Origin of the sequence: Bradyrhizobium sp. AZCC 1678, assembly GCF_036924765.1 — a bacterium.
GTDB lineage: Bacteria > Pseudomonadota > Alphaproteobacteria > Rhizobiales > Xanthobacteraceae > Bradyrhizobium > Bradyrhizobium algeriense.
In genome coordinates this window covers 6242904-6269335 of sequence record NZ_JAZHSE010000001.1, presented here as the reverse complement: position 1 = coordinate 6269335, position 26432 = coordinate 6242904, and the positions used below count along the sequence as shown (strand labels likewise).

At 62.9% G+C, this 26432-nt stretch carries 28 protein-coding genes; 11 read left to right on the top strand and 17 right to left on the bottom strand.

Features of this window, described 5'->3' with window-relative positions:
- Positions 1 to 28 precede the first annotated feature (28 nt).
- Positions 29 to 502: a RidA family protein gene (locus V1294_RS30180; protein ID WP_417021114.1), complete on the top strand. Its 474-nt coding sequence runs from the start codon at positions 29 to 31 to the stop codon at positions 500 to 502.
- Between the two features lie 191 nt (positions 503 to 693).
- Here V1294_RS30180 and V1294_RS30175 read toward each other — a convergent pair whose 3' ends face one another.
- The 3 genes from V1294_RS30175 to kynU all read right to left on the bottom strand — a co-directional run bounded on the left by V1294_RS30175 (position 694) and on the right by kynU (position 3307).
- Positions 694 to 1131 (bottom strand): VOC family protein, encoded by a 438-nt coding sequence (locus V1294_RS30175; RefSeq protein ID WP_334502301.1) that lies wholly within the window; start codon positions 1129 to 1131, stop codon positions 694 to 696.
- 146 nt (positions 1132 to 1277) lie between these two features.
- Positions 1278 to 2117: a tryptophan 2,3-dioxygenase gene (kynA, locus tag V1294_RS30170; RefSeq protein ID WP_334502299.1), complete on the bottom strand. Its 840-nt coding sequence runs from the start codon at positions 2115 to 2117 to the stop codon at positions 1278 to 1280.
- Positions 2114 to 3307, bottom strand: a complete 1194-nt coding sequence (kynU, locus tag V1294_RS30165) for a kynureninase (RefSeq protein ID WP_334502297.1) — start codon at positions 3305 to 3307, stop codon at positions 2114 to 2116. The genes kynA and kynU overlap by 4 nt, the downstream gene beginning before the upstream one ends.
- A 156-nt stretch (positions 3308 to 3463) precedes the next feature.
- On the opposite strand from kynU, the gene V1294_RS30160 reads away from it, so the two are divergent.
- Positions 3464 to 4315: an alpha/beta hydrolase gene (locus V1294_RS30160; RefSeq protein WP_334502295.1), complete on the top strand. Its 852-nt coding sequence runs from the start codon at positions 3464 to 3466 to the stop codon at positions 4313 to 4315.
- A gap of 46 nt (positions 4316 to 4361) precedes the next feature.
- On the opposite strand, the gene V1294_RS30155 is transcribed toward V1294_RS30160, so the two are convergent.
- On the bottom strand, positions 4362 to 5882 hold the full coding sequence (locus tag V1294_RS30155) for a mannitol dehydrogenase family protein (RefSeq protein ID WP_334502293.1): 1521 nt from the start codon (positions 5880 to 5882) through the stop codon (positions 4362 to 4364).
- A gap of 121 nt (positions 5883 to 6003) precedes the next feature.
- Here V1294_RS30155 and V1294_RS30150 point away from each other — a divergent pair, with 121 nt between their 5' ends.
- The 8 genes from V1294_RS30150 (at position 6004) to V1294_RS30115 (ending at position 13174) form a co-directional block, all read left to right on the top strand.
- Positions 6004 to 6741: a FadR/GntR family transcriptional regulator gene (locus tag V1294_RS30150; protein ID WP_334478596.1), complete on the top strand. Its 738-nt coding sequence runs from the start codon at positions 6004 to 6006 to the stop codon at positions 6739 to 6741.
- Between the two features lie 92 nt (positions 6742 to 6833).
- Complete coding sequence (locus V1294_RS30145; protein ID WP_334478598.1) at positions 6834 to 7808, top strand: sialic acid TRAP transporter substrate-binding protein SiaP; 975 nt, start codon at positions 6834 to 6836, stop codon at positions 7806 to 7808.
- An 82-nt stretch (positions 7809 to 7890) separates the two neighbouring features.
- The gene (locus V1294_RS30140; protein ID WP_334502291.1) at positions 7891 to 8469 is read left to right on the top strand and encodes a TRAP transporter small permease; all 579 of its coding nucleotides are present in this window, start codon (positions 7891 to 7893) and stop codon (positions 8467 to 8469) included.
- A 4-nt stretch (positions 8470 to 8473) separates the two neighbouring features.
- Complete coding sequence (locus tag V1294_RS30135; RefSeq protein ID WP_334502290.1) at positions 8474 to 9880, top strand: TRAP transporter large permease; 1407 nt, start codon at positions 8474 to 8476, stop codon at positions 9878 to 9880.
- Positions 9877 to 10923: an L-idonate 5-dehydrogenase gene (locus V1294_RS30130; protein WP_334502289.1), complete on the top strand. Its 1047-nt coding sequence runs from the start codon at positions 9877 to 9879 to the stop codon at positions 10921 to 10923. The genes V1294_RS30135 and V1294_RS30130 overlap by 4 nt, the downstream gene beginning before the upstream one ends.
- A gap of 31 nt (positions 10924 to 10954) precedes the next feature.
- Positions 10955 to 12145, top strand: a complete 1191-nt coding sequence (uxuA, locus tag V1294_RS30125; protein ID WP_334504869.1) for a mannonate dehydratase — start codon at positions 10955 to 10957, stop codon at positions 12143 to 12145.
- A 200-nt stretch (positions 12146 to 12345) separates the two neighbouring features.
- Positions 12346 to 12696, top strand: coding sequence for an ArsR/SmtB family transcription factor (locus V1294_RS30120; protein ID WP_417021115.1), 351 nt, complete (start codon positions 12346 to 12348; stop codon positions 12694 to 12696).
- The gene (locus V1294_RS30115) at positions 12671 to 13174 is read left to right on the top strand and encodes an SRPBCC family protein (protein WP_057854007.1); all 504 of its coding nucleotides are present in this window, start codon (positions 12671 to 12673) and stop codon (positions 13172 to 13174) included. The genes V1294_RS30120 and V1294_RS30115 overlap by 26 nt, the downstream gene beginning before the upstream one ends.
- A gap of 146 nt (positions 13175 to 13320) precedes the next feature.
- On the opposite strand, the gene V1294_RS30110 is transcribed toward V1294_RS30115, so the two are convergent.
- Positions 13321 to 13950: a class I SAM-dependent methyltransferase gene (locus V1294_RS30110; RefSeq protein ID WP_334502288.1), complete on the bottom strand. Its 630-nt coding sequence runs from the start codon at positions 13948 to 13950 to the stop codon at positions 13321 to 13323.
- A 183-nt stretch (positions 13951 to 14133) separates the two neighbouring features.
- Between V1294_RS30110 and V1294_RS30105 the strand changes: the two genes are divergently transcribed.
- Positions 14134 to 14448: a helix-turn-helix transcriptional regulator gene (locus tag V1294_RS30105; RefSeq protein WP_334502286.1), complete on the top strand. Its 315-nt coding sequence runs from the start codon at positions 14134 to 14136 to the stop codon at positions 14446 to 14448.
- A 6-nt stretch (positions 14449 to 14454) separates the two neighbouring features.
- Here the strand turns inward: V1294_RS30105 and V1294_RS30100 are convergent, their stop codons facing one another.
- The 12 genes from V1294_RS30100 to V1294_RS30045 form a co-directional block, all read right to left on the bottom strand.
- On the bottom strand, positions 14455 to 14988 hold the full coding sequence (locus tag V1294_RS30100) for an NADH-quinone oxidoreductase subunit B family protein (protein WP_334502284.1): 534 nt from the start codon (positions 14986 to 14988) through the stop codon (positions 14455 to 14457).
- A gap of 12 nt (positions 14989 to 15000) precedes the next feature.
- Positions 15001 to 16512 (bottom strand): hydrogenase large subunit, encoded by a 1512-nt coding sequence (locus V1294_RS30095; RefSeq protein ID WP_334502282.1) that lies wholly within the window; start codon positions 16510 to 16512, stop codon positions 15001 to 15003.
- Between the two features lie 12 nt (positions 16513 to 16524).
- Entirely contained in the window at positions 16525 to 17976 is a 1452-nt protein-coding gene (locus V1294_RS30090; protein WP_334502280.1) for a hydrogenase 4 subunit F, read from the bottom strand.
- Complete coding sequence (locus V1294_RS30085) at positions 17973 to 18635, bottom strand: hydrogenase-4 component E (RefSeq protein ID WP_334489563.1); 663 nt, start codon at positions 18633 to 18635, stop codon at positions 17973 to 17975. The genes V1294_RS30090 and V1294_RS30085 overlap by 4 nt, the downstream gene beginning before the upstream one ends.
- A gap of 5 nt (positions 18636 to 18640) precedes the next feature.
- A complete protein-coding gene (locus tag V1294_RS30080; RefSeq protein WP_334478617.1) occupies positions 18641 to 19597 on the bottom strand; it encodes a respiratory chain complex I subunit 1 family protein in 957 nt (318 codons plus the stop codon).
- Complete coding sequence (gene hyfB / locus V1294_RS30075) at positions 19588 to 21600, bottom strand: hydrogenase 4 subunit B (protein ID WP_334502278.1); 2013 nt, start codon at positions 21598 to 21600, stop codon at positions 19588 to 19590. Before hyfB ends, V1294_RS30080 begins: the two co-directional genes overlap by 10 nt.
- Positions 21600 to 21899, bottom strand: a complete 300-nt coding sequence (locus V1294_RS30070) for a helix-turn-helix domain-containing protein (protein WP_334502276.1) — start codon at positions 21897 to 21899, stop codon at positions 21600 to 21602. Before V1294_RS30070 ends, hyfB begins: the two co-directional genes overlap by 1 nt.
- Before the next feature lie 529 nt (positions 21900 to 22428).
- Positions 22429 to 22728, bottom strand: a complete 300-nt coding sequence (locus V1294_RS30065; RefSeq protein ID WP_334478621.1) for a hypothetical protein — start codon at positions 22726 to 22728, stop codon at positions 22429 to 22431.
- 36 nt (positions 22729 to 22764) lie between these two features.
- A complete protein-coding gene (locus V1294_RS30060) occupies positions 22765 to 23328 on the bottom strand; it encodes a DUF2889 domain-containing protein (RefSeq protein ID WP_334502274.1) in 564 nt (187 codons plus the stop codon).
- 29 nt (positions 23329 to 23357) lie between these two features.
- A complete protein-coding gene (locus tag V1294_RS30055) occupies positions 23358 to 24335 on the bottom strand; it encodes an NADPH:quinone oxidoreductase family protein (RefSeq protein WP_334502272.1) in 978 nt (325 codons plus the stop codon).
- An 85-nt stretch (positions 24336 to 24420) separates the two neighbouring features.
- Entirely contained in the window at positions 24421 to 25494 is a 1074-nt protein-coding gene (locus tag V1294_RS30050; RefSeq protein WP_334502270.1) for an LLM class flavin-dependent oxidoreductase, read from the bottom strand.
- Positions 25495 to 25576: 82 nt separating this feature from the next.
- Complete coding sequence (locus V1294_RS30045) at positions 25577 to 26335, bottom strand: FadR/GntR family transcriptional regulator (RefSeq protein WP_334502268.1); 759 nt, start codon at positions 26333 to 26335, stop codon at positions 25577 to 25579.
- Positions 26336 to 26432 lie beyond the last annotated feature (97 nt).

Here is a 26432-nt window from a genome sequence, read left to right as displayed (position 1 = left end):
CTTTGAATTGCATGAAGGAGAACAGCCGGTGACCGCGCCTAAAGGCCCCACCTTGACGGTGGTGCCTCACCCCAAAACTCCTGACGTGGAGACCGACACCCCGTCGTCCGGCCCGCAAGTGCTGCAGCCGAGCGGCTGGCCGATGCCAAAGGGGTATGCCAACGGCATGGCCGCCGATGGCCGTCTCGTGGTGACCGGCGGCGTGATCGGTTGGGATACGCAAGGGCATCTGGCGCCGGACTTCGTCGCGCAGGTGCGTCAGACGCTCTCCAATATTTCCGAAATTCTTGCCGAGGGCGGCGCTAGGCCCGAACATCTGGTGCGTTTGACCTGGTATGTCGTCGACATCGAGGAATATCTCGCCAGCCTGAAAGAACTTGGCCGCGCCTATCGCGAGATTTTTGGCGCGCATTATCCGGCGATGGCGCTGGTGCAGGTAGTGCGTCTGGTCGAGAAAGCCGCCCGCGTCGAGATCGAAGCTACCGCAGTGGTGCCGCGCTGAAACCCGCTTATCGGGCGTCGTCTTAGGCTGCTGACGGCGGCTTTCGCGGGCGACCCGGCCCGGGTTGACGACCTAATCGTGCTTGGCGAGAACGCGGCCAACCGTGGAGGGATGGACCTCGAACAGGCGAGTCGGCCTCGGACGCGCTCGCTGACATTGGTCACTCTTCGCCCTTTGTCTTCGTATTGCGCTCAGCTGAGTTCTTGGGCGAGTCCGATGAGAAGCCCCTCAGGCCCACGGATGTAGCAGAGCCGATACGCGTCTTTATACTGGACTACTTCGCCTACGAGCTGCGCACCGCGCGTGCGGAGCCTTTCAAGCGTCTCGTCGATGTCGTCCACGGCGAACATGACGCGGAGGTAGCCTAGAGCGTTGACCGGGGCGTTCCGGTGATCTGCGACGACAGGCGGCGTGAGGAAGCGGGAGAGCTCGAGCCGGCTGTGGCCGTCCGGTGTGCGCATCATGGCAATCTCGACACGCTGATCGCCCAGTCCAGTGACATGTCCGGCCCATTCTCCTTCGATCGTGGTCCGCCCTTCGAGCTCAAGGCCGAGTTCGCGAAAGAAATCAATCGTCCCTCCGAGGTCTTCGACGACGATTCCTACGTTGTCCATCCGCTTGAGCGCCATGTTTCCAATCTCCAAGGTGTCGCCTGGTCTAACTACGGACGCTTGAGGTGCCCCCAACACCGGAGGCCATCCGGGCCCGATTCGCTGCTGTCCACATCAGAAGCTTGAATCATGGACCGCCTCAAACCGCGCTTTCAAACGGTCTCTTAGAGCTCTGTTCGCAGCTTCCAGAGTTCCGGAAAAAGTTCGACCTCGAGCATCTTGCGCAAATAGGAGACGCCCGACGTGCCGCCGGTTCCGCGCTTCAGGCCGATGATGCGCTCGACCGTCGTGACGTGGTTGAAGCGCCAGCGGCGGAAATAGTCCTCGAAATCGACCAGCTTTTCCGCGAGCTCGTAGAGCATCCAGTGTTTCGCCGGCGACGCATAGACAGTCTTCCAGGCCTCCAAAACCTCGTCGTTTGGCGTGCGCTTGACGCGCCAGTCGGTTCGGCGCGCGTCTTCGCCGATGTCAAAACCATTGCGCGCCAGCAGCAGCAGCGCCTCGTCATAGAGGCCCGGCTCAGCGAGAATTTCCTCAAGCTTTGCCATGATGTCGGCGCGGTGGGCGTGCGGGCCAAGCAGCGCCAAATTGCGATTGCCGGCGAGGAACTCGATCGCGCGGTACTGGTACGACTGGAAACCCGAGGATTGCCCGAGCTGATCGCGAAACTCGGTGTATTCGCTGGGTGTCATCGTCCGCAACACGTCCCAGGCGGTATTGAGCTGCTCGAAGATCCGGGCGACGCGCGACAGCATCTTGAAGGCGGGCTGCAACTGGTCTTGGCGGATCGCCTTGATGGCGGAACGGATTTCATGGATGGCGAGCTTCATCCAGAGTTCGGAGGTCTGGTGCTGGATGATGAACAGCAGTTCGTCATGGGCGTCCGAGAGCGGCTCTTGTGCGCCCAGAACGCGTTCCAGGTGCAGATAATCGCTGTAGGACATGCGCCCTTCGAACGATATCTGGGGTCCCTCACGCGAGGGTTCGTCGGGCTTGCCAGTCATGTTACGAGCGCCTTCTTGCGGTAATCCGCGGTATCCCAGCGGCGATTGGTCAAGACGTCGGCGATGATTTCGACTGCCGCGCGAACCTCGGCTTCTCCGATGTAGAGCGGTGTAAAGCCGAAGCGCATCATGTCCGGCGCGCGGAAGTCGCCGATCACGTCGCGCGCGATCAGCGCCTGCATGATCGCGTAACCCTCCGGGTGACGAAACGAAACCTGGCTGCCGCGCTGCTTTCCGTCCCGCGGCGAAGCCAGTGTCAGCTCGGGACAACGCCCTTCGACTTCGCGGATGAACAGGTCGGCCAGCGCGATCGATGCATGGCGCACGTCGGTCATGCTGACGCCATCCCAGACGTCGAGGGCGGCGTCGAGCGCGGCCATCGCAATGATCGGGGGCGTACCGACCCGCATTCGCTCAATGCCCGGTCCGGCGCGATAGTCGAGGTCAAAGGCAAAGGGCGCGTGATGACCCATCCAACCGGAAAGCGCCGGCCGCGCCGTATCGGCGTGCTTCGGCGCCACATAGATGAAGGCCGGCGCGCCCGGGCCGGCATTGAGATATTTGTAGGTGCAGCCGACTGCGAAATCGGCTTCGGTGCTTAACAGGTCGACCGGAATCGCGCCCGCGGAATGCGCCAGATCCCAGACCGTCAACGCGCCGGCGGCATGCGCCCTGCGCGTCAGTGCGCGCATGTCGTGCAACCGGCCGGTGCGATAGTCGACCTCGGTCAGCATCAGCACCGCGATCGTCTCATCGATGGCGGCTTCGACGTCTTCGGGGGCCACGACCTTCAACTCGTAGCCACGGTCGAGCGATTCAAGCAGACCGCTGGCGATGTAAAGGTCGGAAGGAAAGTTGCCGGTATCCGACAAGATCACGCGCCGCGACGGATTGAGCTCGAGCGCGGAGGCCAGCGCCTGGTAGACCTTGATGGACAGCGTATCGCCCACTACCACCGTCCCGTCGACAGCGCCGATCAACCGGCCGATTCGGTCGCCGACACGCCGCGGCTGCGTCATCCACCCGGCGACGTTCCAGCCCTTGATGAGGTGCTTGCCCCATTCCTCGGATATCATGCGGCCGACGCGATCGGCGGCTGCAACGGGCAGGGGGCCGAGCGAATTGCCGTCCAGATAGATCATGCCATCCGGGATGGCGAACAGGGATTTTGTTCGCGTGAAATCGGTCATGTCTTTCCCAGGTCCGCGCCCCGGGGGAATTATTCGCGCGGACATCGATTATTTCAAGCTTGAAATTTATGGGCGGGAGGCGTGCGTCCCGGTATAGACTTGTTGCCGGCGGATGGGCATCCGCTGGCCCACAAGATCGAATGGAAACCGAACCGCGTGATTTTTCATCAGATTTCCGACTGGAACGACGCCTATGCGAATGCTCCGAACATTCCGGGCGGCGAACGCTGGCCGGCCGCGTGGGTGCAGCCCGCGCAGGCCTATCGCGATGCACTCCAGGGTGGCGGCCGCGCGACGCTCGATATCAGCTATGGCGAGCGCGCACGAAACCGCTTCGATCTCTTTGGACCGGAAGGCCGGCCAAACGGCCTGGTCGTCTTCGTCCATGGCGGATTCTGGAAGGCGCTCGACAAGAGCTTTTGGTCGCATCTCGCGCGCGGATCGGTTGAAAGCGGCTATGCGGTGGCGATGCCTTCCTACACGCTGTGCCCGACCGTGCGCATCTCCGAAATCACGCGCGAAATTGCCGCGGCCGTCGAGCGCGCCGCCGCGATGGTCGAGGGCCCGCTTTTTCTGACCGGGCATTCCGCCGGCGGGCATCTGGTGACACGCATGATTTCGGCGACGTCGCCGCTCCCGGACGATGTCCGGGCGCGCATCAGCCACACGGTTTCCATTTCCGGGGTTCATGACCTTCGTCCGCTGACGAAGACCGCCATGAATACGGACCTCCGGATCGACGAGGCCGAGGCGCTCGTGGAAAGCCCCGCATTGCTGGAGCCGATGCAGAATGCACGCGTGACGTGCTGGGTGGGCAGCGCCGAGCGCCCGGAATTCGTCCGCCAGAACGCGCTCCTCGCCAACATCTGGACCGGGCTCGGCGCGAGAACCTGCATGATCGAAGAACCCGGCCGGCATCATTTCGATGTCATCGACGGGCTCGCCGATCCCAATCACCAACTCACCAGGACGTTGTTGTCTCCGTGGCCTGCTGAATTTCCGAAATGAACGGCGGTCGCGGGGGCCTTGCCATCAGGTGGTTCTGACCTAGCAGTCAAGTTGGCTGAAACGTCTGCACCGTCTGTCGTGCACCCAGGGCATAGAGTTTTGAGAGCGCCTCGGTGACGGCGTTGCGCACGCGAGGATCGCTGCCGAGGTTGCCGAAAATGGAGTTCACCTCCAGCAGCGCGGGAGCGAGGCGCTCCGCGAACGGGCCGGCGCGCTCGCTGATATCGGCCAGTTCCCTGGCAAGCGGATCGCGCACGTCGATGGCGCGTCCCTGTTCGTCCTTTGCTGTGACGTAGCGCATCCAGCCCGCTACCGCGAGCGCATGCGTGTCGATCGAAAGGCCCAGCCACAACCGGTCCTGCATGGTGGCGAGCAGCCGCTGCGGCAGTTTCTGCGAGCCGTCCATCGCGATCTGCCAAGTACGGTGATGCAGGGCGGCATTGGAGAAGCGGTGCAGCAGTGACGCGCTGTAGGCGGCAAGGTCGGTACCTTCGGGCATCGTCAGCGTTGGCGCCGCATCCTGCATTACCCGCTGGGCAAAGGCCGCGAAGCGATGGTCGGTCATGGCCGCGGCGATGGTCTCATGGCCGGCGAGATAGCCGAGATAGGCCAGCGCCGAGTGACTGGCATTTAGCAGCCGCAGTTTCATGTGCTCGAACGGCGTCACATCCGAGACCATTTGCACGCCTGCGGCCGCGAAATCCGGCCGTCCGGCTGGAAAGCGATCTTCAACGATCCATTGCGTGAACGGCTCCGTTACCACCGGCCACGCGTCGGTCATGCCGAGCGCGGAGGAAACCTCTGATCGGTCGAGGTCGGTGGTCTCCGGCACGATCCGGTCCACCATTGTCGACGGGAAGGCAACCTCGGTCTCAATCCATTTGGCGAGGTTGCGCGACCGCAAGGCGGCGAACTGCGTCACGATCCGCCCCACCGTATGGCCGTTGGCGGAGAGATTGTCGCACGATAGAACGGTGAAGGGGGCGGCACCCGCAATCCGCCGGCGCGCCAGCGCGGCCACCAGGAATCCGATGGCCGAGCGCGGCGTGCCCGGATTTTGCAGGTCATGAACGATGTCGGGATGATTTTCGTCGAGGTCGCCGGTTTGCGGCGTGTGGCAGTAGCCCTTCTCGGTGACCGTCAGCGAGACGATGCGCGTGGCCGGGTGAGCGAGGCGCGCGATCAGAGGGGTGGGTCTCTCCTTGGCGACTTCGCATGCGAGGACCGAGCCGATGATCCGGTGATCGGTGCCCGCGCCGGAGCGAACGGCGAGGGTGTAGAGGCAATCCTGCGGGGCGAGGGCATCGCGCGTTTCCGGACTGCGCAAGCTGGCCCCGACGATTCCCCAGTCCGTCGCGCCACCTGCAAGGAGTTCGTCGATCACCACCGCCTGGTGTGCCCGGTGGAACGCGCCGATTCCGAGATGGACGATGCCCGGCGTGACGCGCGAGCGGTCATAGGCCGGTCGCCCGATATGGCCGGGAAGTGTGTCGAGGCTGGCGTTGGACAGGCGCAAATCGCCGACTTTCGGGCCGTAAACGTGATCTTTCGGCGTTTCGCTTGACATGGGCGGCACGATCTATCAATCTTTGGTCAATTGGTAAGGCCAATATTGCCGATTTATTGGCCTTGGCCCGATCAAAGCAAGAAAAATCGATCACTTAAGGGATCGTCAGGGAGAGCCGAGCGTGCCGCTCGAAGCCGTGGAAGCGCGACGTCTTTATCGCCAGGTTGCCGATCAGCTCCGCGCCTTGATCGACAGCGGCGAATACCGCGTGGGCAGCCGACTTCCGACCGAGCGCGATCTTGCCGAACAGTTGAAAGTGTCGCGGCCGACGGTGCGCGAAGCCCTGATCGCCCTGGAAGTCGAGGGCCGGGTCCGAATTCGCGTCGGCTCCGGAATTTATGTCAGTGAACCGGCGGCGCTCGCGCCGCCCTTGCCGGCGGCGGCCGAGATCGAAGGCCCGTTCGAACTCTTACGCGCCCGCGAATTCCTTGAAGGCGCCATCGCCGAACAGGCCGCGCGGGTGGCGACACCCGAAGACATCGCGCGCATCGACGCTTCGCTGGATGCGATGGCCAAGGTGCAGCATCCGGGCGAGGCCTCGATGATCCATGACCGCGCGTTTCATGTCGCTGTAGCCGGATGTCTCGACAACGCCGTGCTGGTTCGTGTCGTCGGCGAGTTGTTCGACCAGCGGCTCAATCCCTACTTCGCCAAGCTCGCCCACTATTTCGAGAATCCGGAATCCTGGAATGCGGCGCTGGCCGAGCACCGGGCGATCCGCGATGCCATTGCCGCGCATGATGCCGACGCGGCGCGCGTGACGATGCGCGAGCACTTGGCGCGTTCGCAAGCGCGCTTTGCGCAAAATTTCGGAGCCGAAGCCTCGTCCGCCTCCCGCGTTCGCGCAAGTAGCGGCTGAACGATCAGGGAAAGACTAAGAATTCGAACGGTTCGGCGAAATGCCGCACCGGTTGAGTAACAAAAACAAATTGTAGCAAGGGAGGAATTCACGTGTTGAAGAAATTGACGATTGCATTCGCGGCGTCCGCTGCGCTGTTGGCCGCGACCACATCGGGCATGGCGCAGACCAAACTCAAATGGGCGCATGTTTACGAGACTTCCGAGCCGTTCCACACAGCTTCCGTCTGGGCAGCCGGCGAAATCAACAAGCGCACCAGCGGGCGTTACCAGATCGACGTCTATCCGGCCTCGCAGCTCGGCAAGGAAACCGACATCAACCAGGGGCTTTCGTTGGGCTCGGTCGACATGATCATTTCCGGCTCGAGCTTTGCGGCCAAGAGCTTTCCGCCGATCGGCGTGACCTACTATCCCTACACCTTCCGCGATGCCGACCATCTGCTGGCCTATACCAAGAGCGACGTCTTCAAGGAACTTACGAAGGGCTACGAGGACAAGACCGGCCATCGCATCGTGGCGGTGACTTACTACGGTGTACGTCACACCTCGTCGAACAAGCCGATCAAGACCTGCGCCGACATGAAGGGCCTCAAGATTCGTGTGCCTGACGTGCCGGCCTATCTCGCGATGCCGCGCGCCTGCGGCGCCAATACCGCACCGATCGCGTTTGCCGAGGTCTATCTCGCCCTGCAGAACGGCACCGTGGAAGCCCAGGAAAATCCGCTCACCACGATCGAAGCGAAGAAGTTCTACGAGGTGCAGAAGCATATCGTGCTGACCGGCCACATCGTCGATCATCTCAACACCGTGGTCTCCGGCGCGCTCTGGAAAAAGTTGTCTGAGGAAGACCGCAAGATCTTCACCGACGTCGCGCAGGAAGCGGCCGCGAAGGCGACCGCCGAGATCAAGACCAACGAAGCCAAGCTGGTCGATTTCTTCAAGCAGAAGGGCCTGACGGTGACCGAGGTCAACAAGTCTGAGTTCCGCGATACCGTCCTCAAGACCGTCAGCTTCGAGAGCTTCGACTACCGCAAGGCGGACTGGGAACGCATCCAGGCGGTGAAGTAAACGGCTATGGCTTCCGTCCGTGCTTGCCACGTTCGCGGCAGGCACGGCGGAGACTTCTCAAAGCCCAACTCGGGGAGGGCGCATGTCGACGGTTGAAGTGCACAAGCAGATCACGGCGGACGAGATCGCCCACACCTTTGAGGACGAGGTCCCCAAGGGCGCCGATCTAAGCGGATATGCGCCCGAGGACTGGCTGGCGCTGGTCATCTTCTGGATCATGGCGCTGTCGGTCTTCCTGCAGTTCTTCACCCGCTATGTCCTCAACGACAGCTATGCCTGGACCGAGGAAATCGCGACCTACTGCCTGATCGGCGTGGTGTTCATCGGCTCGGCGATGTGCGTTCGGCTGTCGCGGCACATCCAGGTCGATCTGCTGTTCCGCTATTTGCCGCATCTTCCGGCGCGCGCGCTATCGACCGTCATCGACCTGATCCGCATCGCCTTCTTCGGATACGCGATCAAGCTGGTCTGGCAATTCACCCAGATCATCGGCGACGAGCGGATGACCACGATCAAGTTCCAAAAAGGTTTTGTCTATTACGCCGTGGTGCTCGGCTTCGTGCTGATGTTCGCGCGCTCGATCCAGATCGCGGTCGAAAACTGGCGGCGGGGCTATTCGATCCTGGAGCGCCCCGGCGCCTTCGACGGAACGGAAGGCTAGGGCGATGCTGCTGCTGCTTGGGGGATTTCTGCTGCTGATGCTGGTCGGCCTGCCGGTCGCGCTCGCCATGGCGGTGTCGTCGCTGGTGTACATTCTCGTCACCGGCATCACGCCGGACGTGACGCTGGCGCAGCGCATGATCGCGGGCGTCGAAAGCTTTCCGCTGCTGGCCGTGCCGTTTTTCATTCTGGCCGGCAATCTCATGAACATCGCGGGCGTGACAGGCCGCATCTACAAATTCGCGGTCGCGCTGGTGGGCTGGATGCGCGGCGGTCTCGGCCACGTCAATATCGTGGGCTCGGTGATCTTCTCCGGCATGTCCGGTACCGCGATCGCGGATGCCGCTGGCCTCGGCACCATCGAGATCAAGGCGATGAAGGACCACGGCTACTCGACCGAGTTCGCCGTCGGCGTCACCGCGGCGTCCGCCACGCTCGGGCCGATCATCCCGCCGTCATTGCCGTTCGTGATCTACGGCATGATGGCGAACGTCTCGATCGGCGCGCTGTTCCTCGGCGGCGTGATTCCCGGCGTCGTCATGACGTTGGCCATGATGGCGACGGTGGCCTATTTCGCCCACAAGAACGGCTGGGGCAGCGATACCCCGTTCTCATGGCCGCAGATCGGTTCGGCCGCCCTCGAAATCTTTATCGTCCTGGCATTCCCGCTGGTGGTCTGGCTCTTGGTCGTCGGCGGGATGTCGGTGAACATGGCGGTTGGCATCGGTCTCGTGGCGCTGCTGGCGCTCGATTGGTATTTCGATTTCTCCGCGGTGATGGCGCTGATGGCGCCGGTCATCCTGATCGGCGGCATGACGCTCGGCTGGTTCACGCCGACCGAAGCCGCGGTTGCCGCGGTGATCTGGTCGCTGTTCCTCGGGCTGGTGCGTTATCGCTCGATGACGCTGCAAACGGTGGCGAAAGCGACTTTCGACACTATCGAGACCACGGCGTCGGTGCTGTTCATCGTGACGGCGGCCTCGATCTTCGCGTGGCTGCTGACCGTGTCGCAGGCGGCGCAGACGCTGACGGATGCGATGCTCGGGATCACCCAGAACAAATGGGTGTTCCTGCTGCTGGCCAACATCCTGATCCTGTTCGTCGGCTGCTTCATCGACACCATTGCCGCGATCACCATTCTGGTTCCGATCCTGCTGCCGATCGTTCTGAAACTGGGCATCGATCCCATTCATTTCGGCCTGATCATGACGCTGAACCTGATGATCGGCTTGCTACATCCGCCGCTCGGCATGGTGCTGTTCGTGCTTGCGCGCGTGGCGAAACTGTCCGTCGAGCGCACGACCATGGCGATTCTGCCGTGGCTGGTGCCGCTGCTATTGGCGCTCGTCGCCATCACCTACATCCCGGAGCTGACGCTCTGGCTACCGAAATATATGGGACTCTCAAGATGACATCGATGGCTTTGGCCGCAACGCTGTTCGGCCCGGAAGATCTGCGCATGGTCGAGCGGCCGCTCGATCCCCTGGCGTCCGGCATGGTGCGGATTCGTTTCGGCGCCGGCGGCATTTGCGGCTCCGACATGCATTACTACCGCCATGCCCGCACCGGCGATTTCGTCGTGACCTCGCCGCTGGTGCTCGGCCACGAGATCGCGGGCGAGGTGGTCGAGATCGCGGGCTCCGTTCCCGATGTGAAGGTCGGCGACCGCGTCGCCCTCAATCCGTCGCGCTGGTGCGGCCATTGCAAGCCTTGCCGCGAGAACCGGCCCAATCTCTGCGAGAACATCTTCTTCATGGGTTCGGCCTCGAAGACCCCGCATATGCAAGGCGGCTTTGCGTCCTACTTCGACGCCATTCCCGCGCAATGCGTGAAGATTCCCGATCACGTGACGTTTCAGGCGGCGGCGCTCGCCGAACCGCTGGCGGTGTGCCTGCATGCGGTCACCCGCGCCGGCGACGTCACCGGCAAGCGCGCGGTGCTGTTCGGCGCCGGTCCCATCGGCTTGCTGACCATGCTGGCAGCGCAGCGCGCAGGGATCGCGGAGGCCACCGTCGTCGACATCGCGGCGGCGCCGCTGGCGTTCGCGACAAGGCTTGGCGCCAACCATGTCGTCGATATCTCCGGCGGCGAGGAGGCGCTGAAGGCGGAAGCCGCGACGCGTCCGTTCGATGTCGCGTTTGAAGTTTCGGGAACGGCCGCAGGCCTTGCCAGCGCCATCGGCGCCGTCAGGCGCGGCGGCGTCGTGGTTCAGGTCGGTAACCTGCCGGGCGGACAGATTGCAGTGCCGGCGAATGCGGTGATGGCCAAGGAGATCGACCTCCGCGGCTCGTTCCGCTTCGGGATGGAATTCTTCACCGCGGTCGAGCTGATCGCCGATGGCAGCGTCGACGTGCTTTCGCTGGTGACGGCGGAGCGCCCGCTTTCGGTGGCACCCGACGCGGTTCGGCTAGCGCTCGACCGTTCGCAAAGCGTCAAGGTCGTGCTGACGGCGTGATTGCAATTTTCGCTTCAGGAGATCGCCCATGATGCTGCAGGGATGGCGGTGGTACGGGCCCAATGATCCAGTGTCGCTCGACGATATCCGCCAGGCCGGCGCGACCGACGTGGTGACGGCGCTGCATCAGGTGCCGATCGGCGAGGCCTGGACGCGCGCGGCGGTCGAAGAGCGCAAGAACCTGATCGAGAACTCGCAGCCCGGCCGGGCGCCGTTGATATGGTCGGTGGTGGAATCGATTCCGATCCCCGATGACGTCAAGCGGCTCGGCGGGAAGGCGACCGGCTCGATCGAGGCCTGGATCGCGAGCCTCGAGGCGGTGGCTTCTGCCGGCATCAAGATCATCTGCTACAATTTCATGCCCGTCGTGGACTGGTGCCGCACCGATCTCGAATGGGAACTGCCGAACGGCGCCAAGGCGATGCGCTTCGACCATGAACGGTTCGCGGCGTTCGATCTGCATATCCTGGAGCGCCCCGAGGCGCCGCTCGAATATTCCGAGGCCGCGCGGCGTCGCGCCGAGGAAGTGTATTCGCGGATGACGCAGGCCGATATCGACGTCCTCGTCACCAACATTGCCAGTGCGCTGCCGGGCTCCACCACCGATCCGCTGACGATCCCGCAATTCCGCGACCGCTTGCAGCAGTATCGCGGCATCGATTCCGCGGTGCTGCGCCGGCACCTCAGCGAATTCCTCGCGCGCGTGACGCCGGTCGCCGAGCAGCTTGGGGTGACGCTGACGCTGCATCCGGATGATCCGCCGCGGCCGCTGTTCGGCCTGCCGCGCATTGCATCCTCGGCCGAGGATTATCAGGCGCTGTTCGATGCGGTGCCGTCGAAGGCCAACGGTATCTGCTTCTGCACCGGCTCGCTTGGTGTGCGCGCGGAAAACGATCTGCCCGCGATGGCGAAGCGCTTTGCGCCGCGGATCGGCTTTGCCCATCTGCGCGCGACCAAGCGGGAAGGCGACGGCCTGTCGTTTTTCGAGTCCGATCATCTCGACGGCGACGTCGATATGATCGCGGTGCTCAAGGCGTTGCTCACCGAGAACCGCAAGCGTTCATCGAACGATCAGATTGTGTTCCGGCCGGATCACGGTCATCGCATGCTCGACGATCTCGCGGAAACCAAACGCACCAATCCCGGCTATACCGCGATCGGCCGGCTGCGCGGGCTCGCTGAACTGCGCGGCGCCATCCGCGCCATCGAACACGCCGGCTAGGCTGTGAACTCATAAATTCGGTTCTGCAGAAGGCTCACCCCCACGTCCGCTTCGCTCCGAAAGCGACTGAATTTGCTGCGTCGAGTTGGCGAACTCGATCGACGACGCTGTGCTCACTATCTATTAGTTAGCCGTATGGCTAACTTTCCTTGACACACGTTTGTGTCTCCGCTATAGTTAGCTTTATGGCTAACCAATCAATGCAACTCGACCACGTTTTCGGCGCCCTGTCCGACGCGACCCGTCGTGCGATCGTCATGCGACTATGTGATGGCGAGGCATCCGTCGGAGAGCTGGCGAAGCCGTTCGAAATGGCGCTGCCGAGCCTGATGAAACACATCCGCATTCTAGAGAGCAGCGGCCTCGTTGCGTCCGAGAAGACCGGTCGCGTCAGGATGTGCGCATTGCAGACGGAAGCTCTCGCAGCCGTCGAGGTTTGGTTGGCGGCCCAAAGGGAGATTTGGGAGCAACGACTGGATCGACTGGGAATGTACGTTGAGAAACTGAAGAAAGAGGAAAAGTCCAATGCCCGCAAACGCAAGTCAAAATGAAACGCCACTGTCCACTTGGGCGCTCGATAGAGAGATCGTCCTCTCGCGCGTGATCAACGCGCCACGGGAGTTGGTGTTCTCCGCCTGGGTTGATCCGCGCCATCTCCCCCAATGGTTTGGTCCTGCCGGTTTTAGGGTCGAGACAAAGTCAATGGATATTCGCGTCAACGGCGAATGGCGGTTCGATATGATCGCTCCCGACGGCAAGCGATATACGAACCGGATGCAATTCCGGCGCATCGAGAGGCCGCACCTGATCGAGATCGATCATGGCGCCGACAAAGACAACGATCCTGGCATTTTCCGCACCACCATCACGTTCGATGAGCAGAGCGACGGCAAGACCGTCATCACTTTGCGGCAGTTGCATCCGACGAAGGCTCAGCGCGACGCGGGAATCGGATTCGGCGCGGTCGAGTTCGGTTATCAGACCCTCGAGAAACTGGCGCAGCACGTCGAACGCAGTAACGCTACTTAAACTGAAGCGAGCGTTTCTCGGCGCGGCTGGTTACCTGTCAGCGGTGGAATACATCGCGCCGAGGCTGCGACCGCGCAACCTGCTTCGCCGGATCGACCGGCGCTCGAGGCTGTTTTGCATCACCTCGGCAAGCGCCGGGCGCGCGTTCAACTGCTTCTCCGGCACGCATGCAATGATTGCATTTCGATCCTGGACGCCCTGCTCGTCGATAATCCACGTTGCCAGCCGGTCGCCGGGAGCCGCGCGGCGATGCGATCGGGTACCGGGTCGATGTCGTTCGCGACCAGCACGTTCATGACGATGCGGCCGCCGGGCGTCAACCGCGCGCGGATGGCGTCGCAAGTCTCGACGTCGAATTCATCGTCAAAGCAAAAATCCGGACCTCCGACATCGATGGCGATCCCGTCGTAAAGCAGATCGTCGTCGAGAATGAATTTCCGGAAATCGGACACGATCAGCGGCAATCCGTCAGGCAGCCCAAAATATCTCTGAGCGATCATGAAGCTGATCGGATTGTTGTCGACGATCGTCAGCTCCTTTCCAAGACGCGCCAGTCTGGTGGCGAGATTCCCGCCGCCGCATCCCAGGACGAGAACGTTCATCGCGCGATGCAGGAGTTCGTCCATGAGCTTGACGTAGCTGAAGACGCTCTCGCCGTCGGGCGTCGCCTGGCTCTGCCTGACGCCCTCCTCGAAATAGATCCGCGTTCCATCCGCGGAGCATTCGACAATTTCGATTGCGCCGTTCCTGCCCCGATAGCGCCCCAGCAACCGCACCTGACGTCACCATGCATTAAATTGGATGTTTGAGACATCGCTTATCATGTCATGAATCGGATGCCAATCATGCAGAGATCATTTGCGGCGTCCTCTTTGATATACTGAACCTCTAAATTGATGCTTGAGACGGTAATTTAGATGGGATAAATATATCCGCTTCCGAACCGGGAGAGCTGCCCCATGATTAGCGCCAATCAACTCAGGGCCGCGCGCGCGCTTCTGAGCATCGATCAGCGGCAAATGGCCGAGCTGGCCGATCTTTCGGTGCCGACCATCCAGCGCATGGAAGCCAGCGACGGCGTGATCCGCGCCAACGTCGATTCCCTGATGAAACTGGTTTCCGCGCTCGAGAGCGCCGGGATCGAGTTGATCAATCCGGGCGCCGCGAGCGCCACAGGTGGGCGAGGGGTGCGCCTTCGCGAACATCTCACAAATCCCAAAACAAAGAGCAAGACCGCCCGCCAACCGAAGAGGGTGCTGGAGCGGGTTCGATAGCGTTCCTCACGACGTAACCGCGCCCGCGTCCGCGTGTTCCAGCAGCGCCAGCAATCCTTGCAGCATGGCTGTGGGGGCAGGCGGGCAGCCGGGAATGTGCAGGTCGACCGGGACGACCTCGGAGACGCCGCCGACGACCGCATAGCTGCCGGCAAAACATCCTCCGTTCCGCGCGCAATCTCCGACCGCGACGACCCATTTCGGGTTCGGCGTCGCGTGATAGGTGCGTTCGAGCGCCTCGCGTATGTTTTTCGTTACCGGTCCCGTCACCATCAGGACGTCGGCATGACGCGGCGAGGCGACGAACCGCAGGCCGAACCGTTCGACGTCATAATAGGCGTTGTTGAGTGCGTGAATTTCAAGCTCGCATCCATTGCAGGATCCGGCATCGACCTCGCGGATCGACAGGCTCCGGCCGAGCCGTCGCCGCGCGGCTTTCCCGAGCGCGGTGGCGAGTTCCGCCACGGCAGCGTCATCGGGTGAGGGCGCCTGCTCGGTGAGCGGCCGGCGGAACACGCTTTCAAAAAGCAGCTTGCGCATTGCGTGACTTCCTTACAGATCGTGGCCCGAATAGGAACAGTTGAACGACTTGTTGCAGAGTGGAAAGTCCGCGACGATGTTGTTCTCGATCACAGCCTCGAGCAGCGGCCATTGAAACCAGGACGGGTCCCGCATGTGACATCGTTCGATCAGGCCATTGCGCAAGCGTAGCCAGACCAGGACGTCACCGCGGAATCCCTCCACCACCGCCATGCCCTCCCGCACTGCCCCTCCAAGCGGCACTTCCGTGCGCGTCGCGCCTTTGGCAAGCCGGCGCAGGATCTGCTCGATCAGCGAAAGGCTTTGCTCGACCTCGCGTACCCTGATCCAGACTCGCGCATTGACGTCGCCCTCATCGAGCGTGGGAACATCGAAGCGCAGACGATCATAGGGCGGATAGGCCAGCGCCCGGCGCGCGTCGAACGAGCGGCCTGAGGCGCGGCCGATATAGCCGCCTGCGGCATACTGCCTGGCCAGCGGCGGTTTGAGCACGCCGGTATCGACCGTGCGATCCTGCAGCGAAGCGGTGTTGTCATAGAGTTCGACCAGAGCCGGAAAGCGCAGCCGGATATTGTCCAGCGCGGCCCGGATGGCTTGCACGCCGCCATCGCTGATGTCGCGGCTGACACCGCCGGGCACGATGACGTCGCGCATCAGGCGATGGCCGAAGGCCGCGCCGGCGGCGCGCAGCACGCTCTCGCGCAGCACGCCGCAATGCGCGTGCATCAATGCAAAGGAGGCATCGTTGCAGATCGCGCCGATGTCGCCGAGATGGTTGGCGAGCCGCTCGAGTTCTGCCAGCAGCGCGCGCAGGAACACGGCCCGGTCAGGTATGACGAGGTCGAGGGCTGCTTCGGCCGCGCGCGAAAACGCGTAGGCGTAGGCCACGGTGCTGTCGCCCGACGTGCGGGCGGCGAGTTGAACACCGCGCGCCAGGCTGGCGCCGGTCATCAGCCCGTCGATGCCCTTGTGGACATATCCGAGCCGCTGCTCCAGCCGGACCACGGTTTCGCCGCTCGCGGTAAAGCGGAAATGTCCGGGCTCGATGATGCCCGCATGCACCGGGCCGACCGCGATCTGGTGCAGGCCGTCGCCTTCCGCGGCGAGGAAACGGTAAGGCGCCGCCTTCGGCAACGCGTCGATGCGATCGCCCAATGGAAAGCGCACGCCCCAGCGGTTGTGATCGAGCCACGGCCGCACGTCGGGCGAGCCTTCGGCTGACAATCCGAACAGATCATTGATGGTCCGTTCCAGCCGCAGCGCCGGCGGATGATGCTTGCCGACGGAAGGAAACGTGCGATCGGGGCAATCCAGGCTGACAACCGCGATCTCCGCGGTCTGTCCGTCCATGATCGCCATGTGAACCGTTGCGGGTTCGCCCCACAGGCCGAGCAGGCTCCAGCGACCATGCGCCAGTTCGGCCGCGGCGAATGTCCAGACCGAAGCATCGACTATAACGCGCGGCCACGGGCGGTGTTGCCCAACCTTGCGGCCTTCCAGCGTCAAATCGATCAGTGATGGCATGTCACGTCGTTCCTATCCGAGCAATTGGGCCACATGCTGAAACCAGACCACCAGCGGAGCAGGAAGATAGACTCCCGCGCCCAAGACCAGTGCGAGATGAGCGAACATAGGAATGTAGGAAGCCTCGGCCGACGCCGTGCTGCCGCGCGGCTCGCCGAAGGCGACGCTGGTCAGGCGCAACATCAAGGCGCCGAAGGCCAGCAACAGCCCGAATACCAGCACGATCGCGAGCAGCGGCTGCCTGGCAAAGGTCGAACTCACGACGAGAAATTCGCTCATGAAGATGCCGAGCGGCGGCAGGCCTGCGATCGCGACGACGCCCACCACCAGCCCCCAGCCGAGCGCCGGATGGGTCACCGTCAAGCCGCGGATCCGCGAGATCCGTTGGGTACCCTTGATTTGCGAAATATGTCCGACGGCGTAGAAGATCGCCGACTTGGTCAGGCTATGCATCACCATGTGCAGCAGCCCGGCAAAATTGGCGAGCGGACCGCCCATGCCGAACGCAAACACGATGATGCCCATGTGTTCGATCGAGGAATAGGCGAACAGGCGTTTGATGTCGCGCCGCCGGTACAACATGAAGGCGGCGAAGATCAGCGAGACCAGGCCCATCGTCACCATCAGGGGACCGGGGGCAATCGAAGCGGGGTTGGCCGCGAGCAATATCTTGAAGCGCAGCAGCGCATAGAGCGCGACGTTCAGCAAGAGGCCCGACAACACCGCCGATATCGGCGTCGGACCTTCGGCATGCGCGTCGGGCAGCCAGGCATGCAGCGGTGCGAGGCCGACCTTCGTGCCGTAGCCGAGAAACAGGAAAACGAAGGCAACATTGAGAAGGGCCGCGTCGAAATTCGCCGCGCGCTCGACCAGCATCGTCCAGACCATGCCGTCCTGGCCTTCGCCCATCACCGGACGCGCCGCCATGTAGACCAGGATGGTGCCGAACAAGGCGAGCGCAATTCCGACGCTGCCCAGGATGAAATATTTCCAGGCCGCTTCCAGCGCGGCGTGGGTACGATAGATTCCGACCATCAGCACCGTCGTCAGCGTCGCGAGTTCGACGGCAACCCACATCAAACCGATATTGTTCGATACGAAAGCGAGATTCATACCGAACATCATGGTCTGGTACATGGCATGATAGAACCGCAGATACACCGGCGTCAGCCGGCCGGTATCTAGTTCGTGCGCGATATAGCTCGCGCTGAAGATGCTGGTGGTGAATCCCACGAAGGTATTGAGCACGATGAAGACGATGTTCAGATCGTCGATCAGCACGTACGGCCCGGGGCTAGGCCGCTCGATCACGAACAGCGAGAGCGCAGACAGGAACGTCGCGAGGCTCGCCACGACGTTCAGCCGCGCCGTCACACGGTAGCCGGGCAGGGCGGCCAGCAGCGCGGCCCAGCAGATCGGGATCAGCAGGACCGCGGTGACGGGATTGAAGAAAGAGAGGGTCATCGGCGTTCGCCCCGAAAGTCGTCGAGGGCGGAGACGTCCACCGAATCGAAACGCTCGCGGATTCGGAACAGGAAGATGCCGATGACGATGAACGCGATCAGGATCGAGAAGGCGACGCTGATCTCGACTACCAGCGGCATGCCCTTGGCGCCGGTTGCGGCCAGCACCAGTCCGTTTTCGAGCGACATGAAGCCGACGACCTGGCTGACCGCATTGCGGCGCGTCACCATGACCAGAAGTCCGAGCAGGACCACTGACAGCGCAAAGGCAAGATCTTCGCGCGCCAGCGGGTCGGCGTCGCTCGTCACCCGCAACATGAGAACCAGCGAGAGCGCGACCAGCCCCATCCCGGCCAGCATGGTCGGGCCGATTCCGACGGCGGATTCGATATCGCGGTGAATCCCGAGCTGCTTGACGATGCGGTGCAGGGCCACCGGAATGATGATCGCCTTGAACACCAGGGCGATGACCGCGGTGACGTAGAGATGGGGCGCATCCTGGATGAAAGCCTGCCAGGCGACCGAGAGCGACAGCACCAGGGCGTGGAGCGCGAATACGTTGAGCAGCGAATAGAGACGGTCCTGATACAGCATCATCAGGCTGATCAGCACCAGGCCACCGGCCAGCGTGTGCGAAACGTCGAAGGCGAGGCTATGCATCTGCATCAGAAACTCCTCGAGACGAACAGCAGGAGGGTGCCGAGCAAGCCCAGCATGAGCGCCGCGCCGAGGAACTGCGGAACGCGAAACACCCGCATCTTCGCCGTGGCGGTCTCGAACAGTGCGAGCAGGAAGCCGGCAAGCGCGAGTTTGGCGATGTAGGCGCCGGCGCCGATCGTGTAGGACAACGCGCCGCTGCCGTAGAGCGCGATCTGCCAGGGGAGGAACACGCAGGCGATCAGCGAGACGTAGAGCAGCAGCTTCAGGAAAGCGCCGAGTTCGATCATCGCGAGGTGCCGTCCCGAATATTCCAGGATCATCGCCTCGTGCACCATGGTGAGTTCGAGGTGCGTCGCCGGATTGTCGACCGGGATGCGTGCGTTCTCTGCGATCGCCACCATGAACAGCGCGACCAGCGCCATTCCGAGCGACACCCGCAACCCCACATAGGACGACGCCAGGAAGTGCGAGACGGTCGAGAGTTGCGTCGAGCCGGCGACCAGCGCCAGACAGAATACGATCAGCAGCATCGCGGGCTCGGCAAGCGCTGCGATCATCACCTCGCGGCTGGAGCCGATGCCGCCGAAACTGGTGCCGACGTCCATCCCCGCGAGTGCGAGGAAGAAGCGCGCGCTTCCGAGCAATGCAACGATAGCAATGAGATCGGCGGTCCAGTTGAACAGCAGCCCGGTTGCGAAGGTCGGCACCAGGGCGGCGGCGACCCAGATCGCCGCGAAGGTGATGTAGGGTGTGACGCGGAACAGCCATGATGCGTTGTCGGCCAGCACCACTTCCTTGCGCAGGAGCCGCAGCAGGTCGCGATAGGGCTGAAAGACCGAGGCGCCCTGGCGGCGTACCAGCCGCGCCTTGATCTTGCGCACGTAACCGGTCAGCAGCGGGGCGAGCAGCAGCACCAGCAGCATCTGCACGCCTTGCACGATGATGTCGGAGATCACGACCATATCGCGAGCACCAGCAGCAGCGTGACGAGGGTGGCAAAGACCAGGCTGAGATATCGCCGGATGGTCAGGAACTGCAGGCGATTGAGCCGTGTCGACAAGAAGCCGACGGCATCCGCGATCGGCGCATATATTCCGCTCCAGACCAGATCATGCAGTTCAATCCGCAGCCGCGCCGGCCGGAGGTCTCCCGGCGGCGGCATCGTAACGTGATCGCGGGCGTGGAACACTAGCGTGCCGAACACGCGGCGGATCGGTTGCGCAAAGCTGACGGCAGAATATTGCGCGGCAGGCGTGGCGTCGGAGAAACCGCATCCCCAGGCCGGCCCCCGTCGCAGCGCGTGGGAGGCGAAGCGATGAATGAAATAGACGGCAAGCGAGGCGGCTGCCGTGATGAACACCATCACCAGCAATCCATTGTAGGAGCTGCGGCTCTCCGCGATCGGCACGATCGAAAGCCAGGCCTGACCCGTCTGGGCCGGCATGCGGCTGCCGAGAATCTGGGTGGCGACCGGCGCAAGCGCGTCGATCGCCAGCCCCGGCAGGATTCCGGCCAGCAGGCAAAGCGCTGCGAGAATGAACATGGCCGCGAGCGAGAAACGATCGACTTCACCGGCGACTTCCGCCGCGGCGCCGCGCGGTCGGCCGAGAAAGGTCACGCCGTAGGTCTTGACGAAACAGGCCGCGGCCAGTGCGGCGGCGAGCGCAAGCATCGCGCCGACCGCGGGCACCATGATCTTCAGCGCCCATTGTGGGAGCTCCGGACTTTGCAGCACGGCCTGGAAGATCAGCCACTCCGAAACGAAGCCGTTGAACGGCGGCAGCGCCGAGATCGCGACGCAGCCGACGAGGACGACGAAGCTCGTGAACGGCATGCGGTGGATGAGGCCGCCGAGCTTGTCCATGTCGCGCTCGCCCGTCGCCGTGAGAACGGCGCCGGCTCCGAAGAACAGCAGGCTCTTGAAGAAGGAGTGGTTAAGCGCATGAAACAAGGCGGCCGTGAAGGCGAGCGCCGCCGCCGCCTTCAGTCCATTGGCCTGGAATGCCATGGCGAGGCCGAGGCTGACGAACACGATGCCGATATTTTCGATGGTGGAGTAGGCCAGCAGGCGCTTCAGGTCCTTCTCCATCATGGCGTAAAGGATGCCCATGACGGCGGTGATGCTGCCGAGGAACAGCACGACTACGCTGGCCGGCCAGCTCGGCTGTCCCAGCAGATCGAACATGACGCGAATGAAGCCGTAGATCGCGACCTTGGTCATGACGCCGCTCATCAGCGCGGAAACGTGGCTCGGCGCGGCCGGATGGGCGAGCGGCAGCCAGACATGCAACGGCACCAGGCCGGCCTTCGAGCCGGCGCCGAGCAGCATCAGGATCAGCACCAGCGTCGCCGCGTAGGACGTGTGCTGGGCGGCGCGAATGGCGGCAAAGCCGTAATCTCCCGCCGGACCCGCCAGCAGGCCGAACGCGAGCAGCAAGGCGAGCGTGCCGAAGCTTGCCATCACCAGATAGACGTAGCCGGCCTTGGCGTTGCCCCGTTCGCGATGGTGGGCCACGACCAGCGCCCACGACGCCAGCGACATGAATTCCCAGCACAGCAGGTAGGAGAAGGCGTCGTCGGCCAGCACCACGAGGTTCATGCCGGCGAGAAAGGCGGGGAAGAACGGCAGCACGCGATGCGGCGCGGGGTCATGATGGCCGTAGCCGAGGCCATAGAGACTTGCCGACGCCCCACCCAGATTGATGACGACGAGAAAGAACGAGGCCAATGCGTCGAGACGGAAGTGCGCACCAAGCCATGGCAAGCCGACCGGCAGGGTAAGGGTGGTGGCATCGGCGCCGCCAAGCAGGCTGCGCAACGCGCCGGCCAATGCAATCGCCGATACGGCAAGCGTCGCGCCGTAGATGACGGCTGTGGAGATCTTCGACCGGCCCAGAACGATCGCCAGCACAGCCAAGCCGAGCAATCCGGCGACACAGACCATTTGCAGGGCGACGGCCGACATTATTTGCGCGTCCTCGCGCCGCCCGATGTCTTGTCTTCCGCGCGAGCTCCGGAACCGGCCTTGAGCCGCACACCGCGTCCGCCGCCGTCGCTGTTTGCCCCATCGTCGATCAATTCGATGCCGGCATCGTCGAGCGCGGTGATCAGTTTCACCAGCGAATCGACATTGCCCCGAACCATCGTCTCACTCGCTTCCATCCGCTGAATGGTTGGCACCGAAAGCCCCGACAGCTCCGCGAGCCGACGCTGGTCGATGCCGAGAAGCACCCTGGCAGCCCGCAATTGAGCCGCAGTGATCATCAGCCTGCCTCGCCGGCGAGGCTAGGGCCAATATGAAAGGTCATTCTTGCATCCTAATTATTGATGCTAATATGTCAATAAGTGATATCTCAGATATCTATTCTGAGGGGTGCTTTCCAGGGTTTCCGGGCGTCGCATGGGCGCGCCGCGCCGTGGCGCTCGACAGCATCGGCGTTACAGTTCGAATTTGCGCGCTGCAGGCCACGTGCAATTTTTTGACGGTAGCCACATGATGAACCGCGCCGGGATCATTGCGGGACTACGCGGCGGGCTGGCAAACGAGTGCAGCGATGCAGCCGATTTGATCGGGCACTTGCATCGTGCGAATTAGCTGTTGCCTTGAGGTTTGGCCGGGTTTTGTCGTCCTTGCCCGTCGTGGCCCGAACAAGGCGGCGAGCACAATACCGACACCGTCAAGACGACTGCGCTTGGCGGCGTCGGCACATTGCAGCCGGTCCGAGACGGCTGCAGCCGAAGCGGTTCGCTCCAGAACCTCAATATTCGAAAGCGACGCCCGCAGCTTCGAGCTTCAGAGATCGATGCTGACTGCGATGTTACGGCCTGTCAATTCGGCAAAGGTGGTCGTGTGCGCCAACAGCTTCGCGAATGCTTCGTCCTTTGCCAATGCTTCCTGTACCTTTCCGTACACTTCCCAGCTGGAATAGCGCGTAGAGATGAGAAACTCCCCGGCCCACATACCGGTGTGAAACCGGGAAAGCCGAAGAAATTCAGCGCCGTGCTTTTCGAAGATTGCCTTCGCCTGCTTGGCGGTCTTGACCATTTCCTCAGGCTTGTCGCTCTTGAAGCGCGTAAATTGTACAATAGCCATGACCTAATCCCTCCGCTGAGGCCCCTTAGGTTAAGTCTAGGGGTGGCCGCCGAGGTTCACAGGGATCCGATCAGGGCCGTCGGTGCGCCAGGAATGGCAGCCGCCGATGAAGAATGGGCGCTCGCCGGAGTTCTGCTGGTTCTCCAGCGTATCGCGGCCGTCCGGATTCCCGCCGTAGGACATGGTCTGGTGCAGCGTGGTCACGGCGGGGCCGAGCAATTCCATCAGATGCGTGCAGGTTTCCAGCCGGCCGATCTTGCGCCTCACGGTTTCGCGCCAGCCAGGGCCGATGCGCTCGCCGGTCAGGTGCTGCAGGATCGGCTCGACCTCTATGCAGGTGGGACAGGGCGTCGCGCGCATCATCGCTTGCGCCTCGCGGATGGTCATGCCGTCGTCGATGGCGAGCCGCAGGCCGATATCGTGCACGGGAGCGCCCGGCTTCAGTTCGCCGCGGAAGCGGTCGGCGCACTGGATGAAGGGTTTTGTGTCGCGCAGCCACGCCTCGACTTCCCAGAGCCCGTCGTCGCGCAAAAAGCCTTCGCATTCGACTGATCGCGTATGCATCAGGCGGCGCGATTTATTGCCATTTTCCAGGGGCATCAGTTCGTATCCTGCATCGATGCGTCACTTCAGCCGAATTTGACAATCATCTTCCCGAGCGCCGATCGCGACTGCATGGTTTTGAATGCGTCGCGGAAATTTTCGAACGGCACGACCTTGCCGACCACGGGCTGAAATTTGCCCGATCCCAGCCAGTCGAACAATTGCGCCATCAGGCGGGTGTGGGTCTCCGGCTCGCGCTTTTGGATCTGGGCGAGATCGACGCCGAGCAGCGCTCCGCCCTTGAGCAGCGGCAGGTTGAACGCCAGCGCCGGAATCGTGCCCGAGGCGAACCCGACGACCAGATGCCGTCCGCGCCAGGCGATCGAGCGAAACGCCTGCAGCGCCACTTCGCCGCCAACAGGGTCGAAGATCACGTCCGGCCCATGCCCGCCGGTCAATTCCTTCAGCGTATCCCGCCAATCCGCGCGGGTGTAGTCGATGGTTTGATCGGCGCCGAACTGCACCGCGAAGGCGCGCTTCTCCGCCGTCGAGGCGGCTGCGATCACCCGCGCGCCCATCAGCTTGCCGAGTTGAACGGCGGCGATGCCGACGCCGCCGGCCGCGCCCAGCACCAGCAATATCTCGCCGTCGCGCAGCGATGCACGGGCATCCAGCGCGTAAAGCCCGGTCAGATAGTTGGCCTGAAACGATGCCCCTGCCTCGAAGGGAACCTGCGGCGGCAGGTGCTTGAGCGCCGCAGATGGCACCGAGATATATTCGGCCAGCGCGCCGGAACGGGTCATGCCGATCACCGGCATGCCCGGTTTGAACGCGGTGACGTCATCGGCAACGGCGTCGACGATGCCGGCAAACTCTGTGCCCGGCACGAACGGCAGCGGGTCCTTGGTCTGGTAAAGTCCTTGCACCTTCAATCCATCGACGAAGCCGACCGCCGCGGCGCCGACCTTGACGCGGACGCAGCCTTTGGAAACGCCGGGCGTATCGATCTCCTTGATCGAGATGCCGTCGATCGAATCGTAGTTCTCGACAACCACGGCCTTCATGCAATTTCTTTCATGCGTTTCCTTCTTGGACTCCAATGCATTACGCCGGCATCTTGAGGCGTCTGCAAATTCTTCGGGTGAAGTTCTATTCGGCCGCTTCAGCCTGCTGGTCGATCGCAAGCGCGCCTTGCTTGATGAGTGGACTGAGGTCGCGGCCGATCGCCACCGTGTCGTGCGGATTCTCAAAACCGCGCAGCAGGAAGGAGTGAATGCCGAGCCGGTAATATTCCAGCACCGCTGCCGCGATCTGCTCGGGCGTTCCGACCAGGCATGACGTATTGCCGGGTGCGCCGGTGGCGCGCGCGATCCCCATCCACAGCCGCTCGTCATGCACGTCGCCGCGCGCGGCGTAGCCGAGCAGGCGTTCGGCGGAATGGTTGGTCGGCTGCGGCGCGGCGCCGGTCTTGCGCTCGACATCCGCCAGCAGGGCGTTGGCCTTGTCCCACGCCGCGCCTTCGCTGTCCGCCATGATCGGCCGCAGCGACATGTTGAAGCCGACGCTGCGCCCGAAGGCGGCGGCGCGCCTCCGGAAATCCTGCACCCGCTCCCGCGTCTCCTTGAGCGGCTCGCCGAAGATCGCGAACACGTCGCAATGCTTGGCCCCCATCTCCAGCGCGCCTTCCGATGAGCCGCCGAAGAACAGCGGCGGGCAGGGCTGCTGGTACGGCTTGATGTCGGAGTAGCCGCCCTCGACGCGGTAGAACTCGCCGCGATGGTTGATCGGGCTGTCGTTGGTCCAGAGCTTGCGCATCACGTCAAGATATTCGCCGGCGCGGCGGTAGCGGTCATTCTTGGGCAGGAAGTCGCCCTCGCTGGCCTGGTCCGCGTCGCTGGTGCCGGCGATGATATGCAGCGCCATCCGCCCTTGCGTGAGCTGGTCGAAGGTCGCGACCTGCCGCGCCGCCAGCGCCGGCGCCACCGAGCCCGGGCGGTGCGCGATCAGGAACTTGATCCGCTCGGTGTGGTCGGCGGCATAAAGCGCAATCGCAAAACCTTCGGCGGCGGACGCGTAATATCCAACGAGAACAGAATCATAGTTCCACTGCTCGTGCAGACGGGTGAAGTCGATCACCCACTCCCGCGATATCTGTCCCTTGATCAGGTGAACCGCGACGCCTTCCTGCTGGGTGCCGATCATTCCGATGATTCTTGCGGGCATGGGTGTTTCCTGAGGTCGCTTGATGTTTGACTGGAATGAAACGCACAACATCAAGGGAAAGCAAGCGTTTAGGGCCGTTCCGTTACGCGTCGTGCTCACGGCTGGCATCCGCTGCCGCCATCGCTTCGCCATGCCGGCGTGACAGGGCCGAGGTAATATTGCGCTCGGTCAGGTCCATCAGGCGATGCATCGCGCGCCGCGCGCCATCGGGATTGCGCGCCCATATCTCGTCGAGGATGGCGCGGTGATAGGGCAGGCTCTTGCGCGGCGCCCCCGGGTTCAGCGTCGAGAGGTCGAACGACATCCGAAGCGCCGCCTCTACCGTCGCGCCGAAGGCGACCAGAAAATCATTCCCGGTCGCCGTCAGGATGCCGCGGTGGAAGCGCAGATCAGGTTCGGAATAGGCGCGGCTGTCCATGCCGGCAGCGTCCATCTCGCGATAAGCCCGTTCGATGCGGGCAAGATCGGCATCGGAGCCACGCTCGGCGCAGATCGCGCAGGCCTCCGGCTCGACGATGCGCCGCACCTGCGTGAGCTGCCGGGCGAATTCTTCGGTGGGGCGCAGCGCCCATGTCCACTCCAGAAGCTCCGCATCCAGCATGTTCCAGTTGATCCGCTCGCGGACATGCGTGCCGGCCTTCTGCCGTGCCGCGATCAAGCCTTTCGCCTTGAGGACGGACAGCGATTCCCGGATCGAGGTGCGGCTGACGCCAAATTGCGAGGCCAGCTCGATCTCGCGCGGCAGCGTCCAGCCCTCGTGCCATACGCCGGAAACGATGAGTTTTGCGATTTCGCGCGCGACGTGGGTGTTGGACTGGCGGAGTTCGGCGTCCCTGGGCAAATCGTGACCCTCAAGCCTTGAAATAATATTGTCTGCTTTATTGCGATGCGATGTCAATTGATACCGTAAAAATAGCCAAATGGAGAGAAGCCTCCTT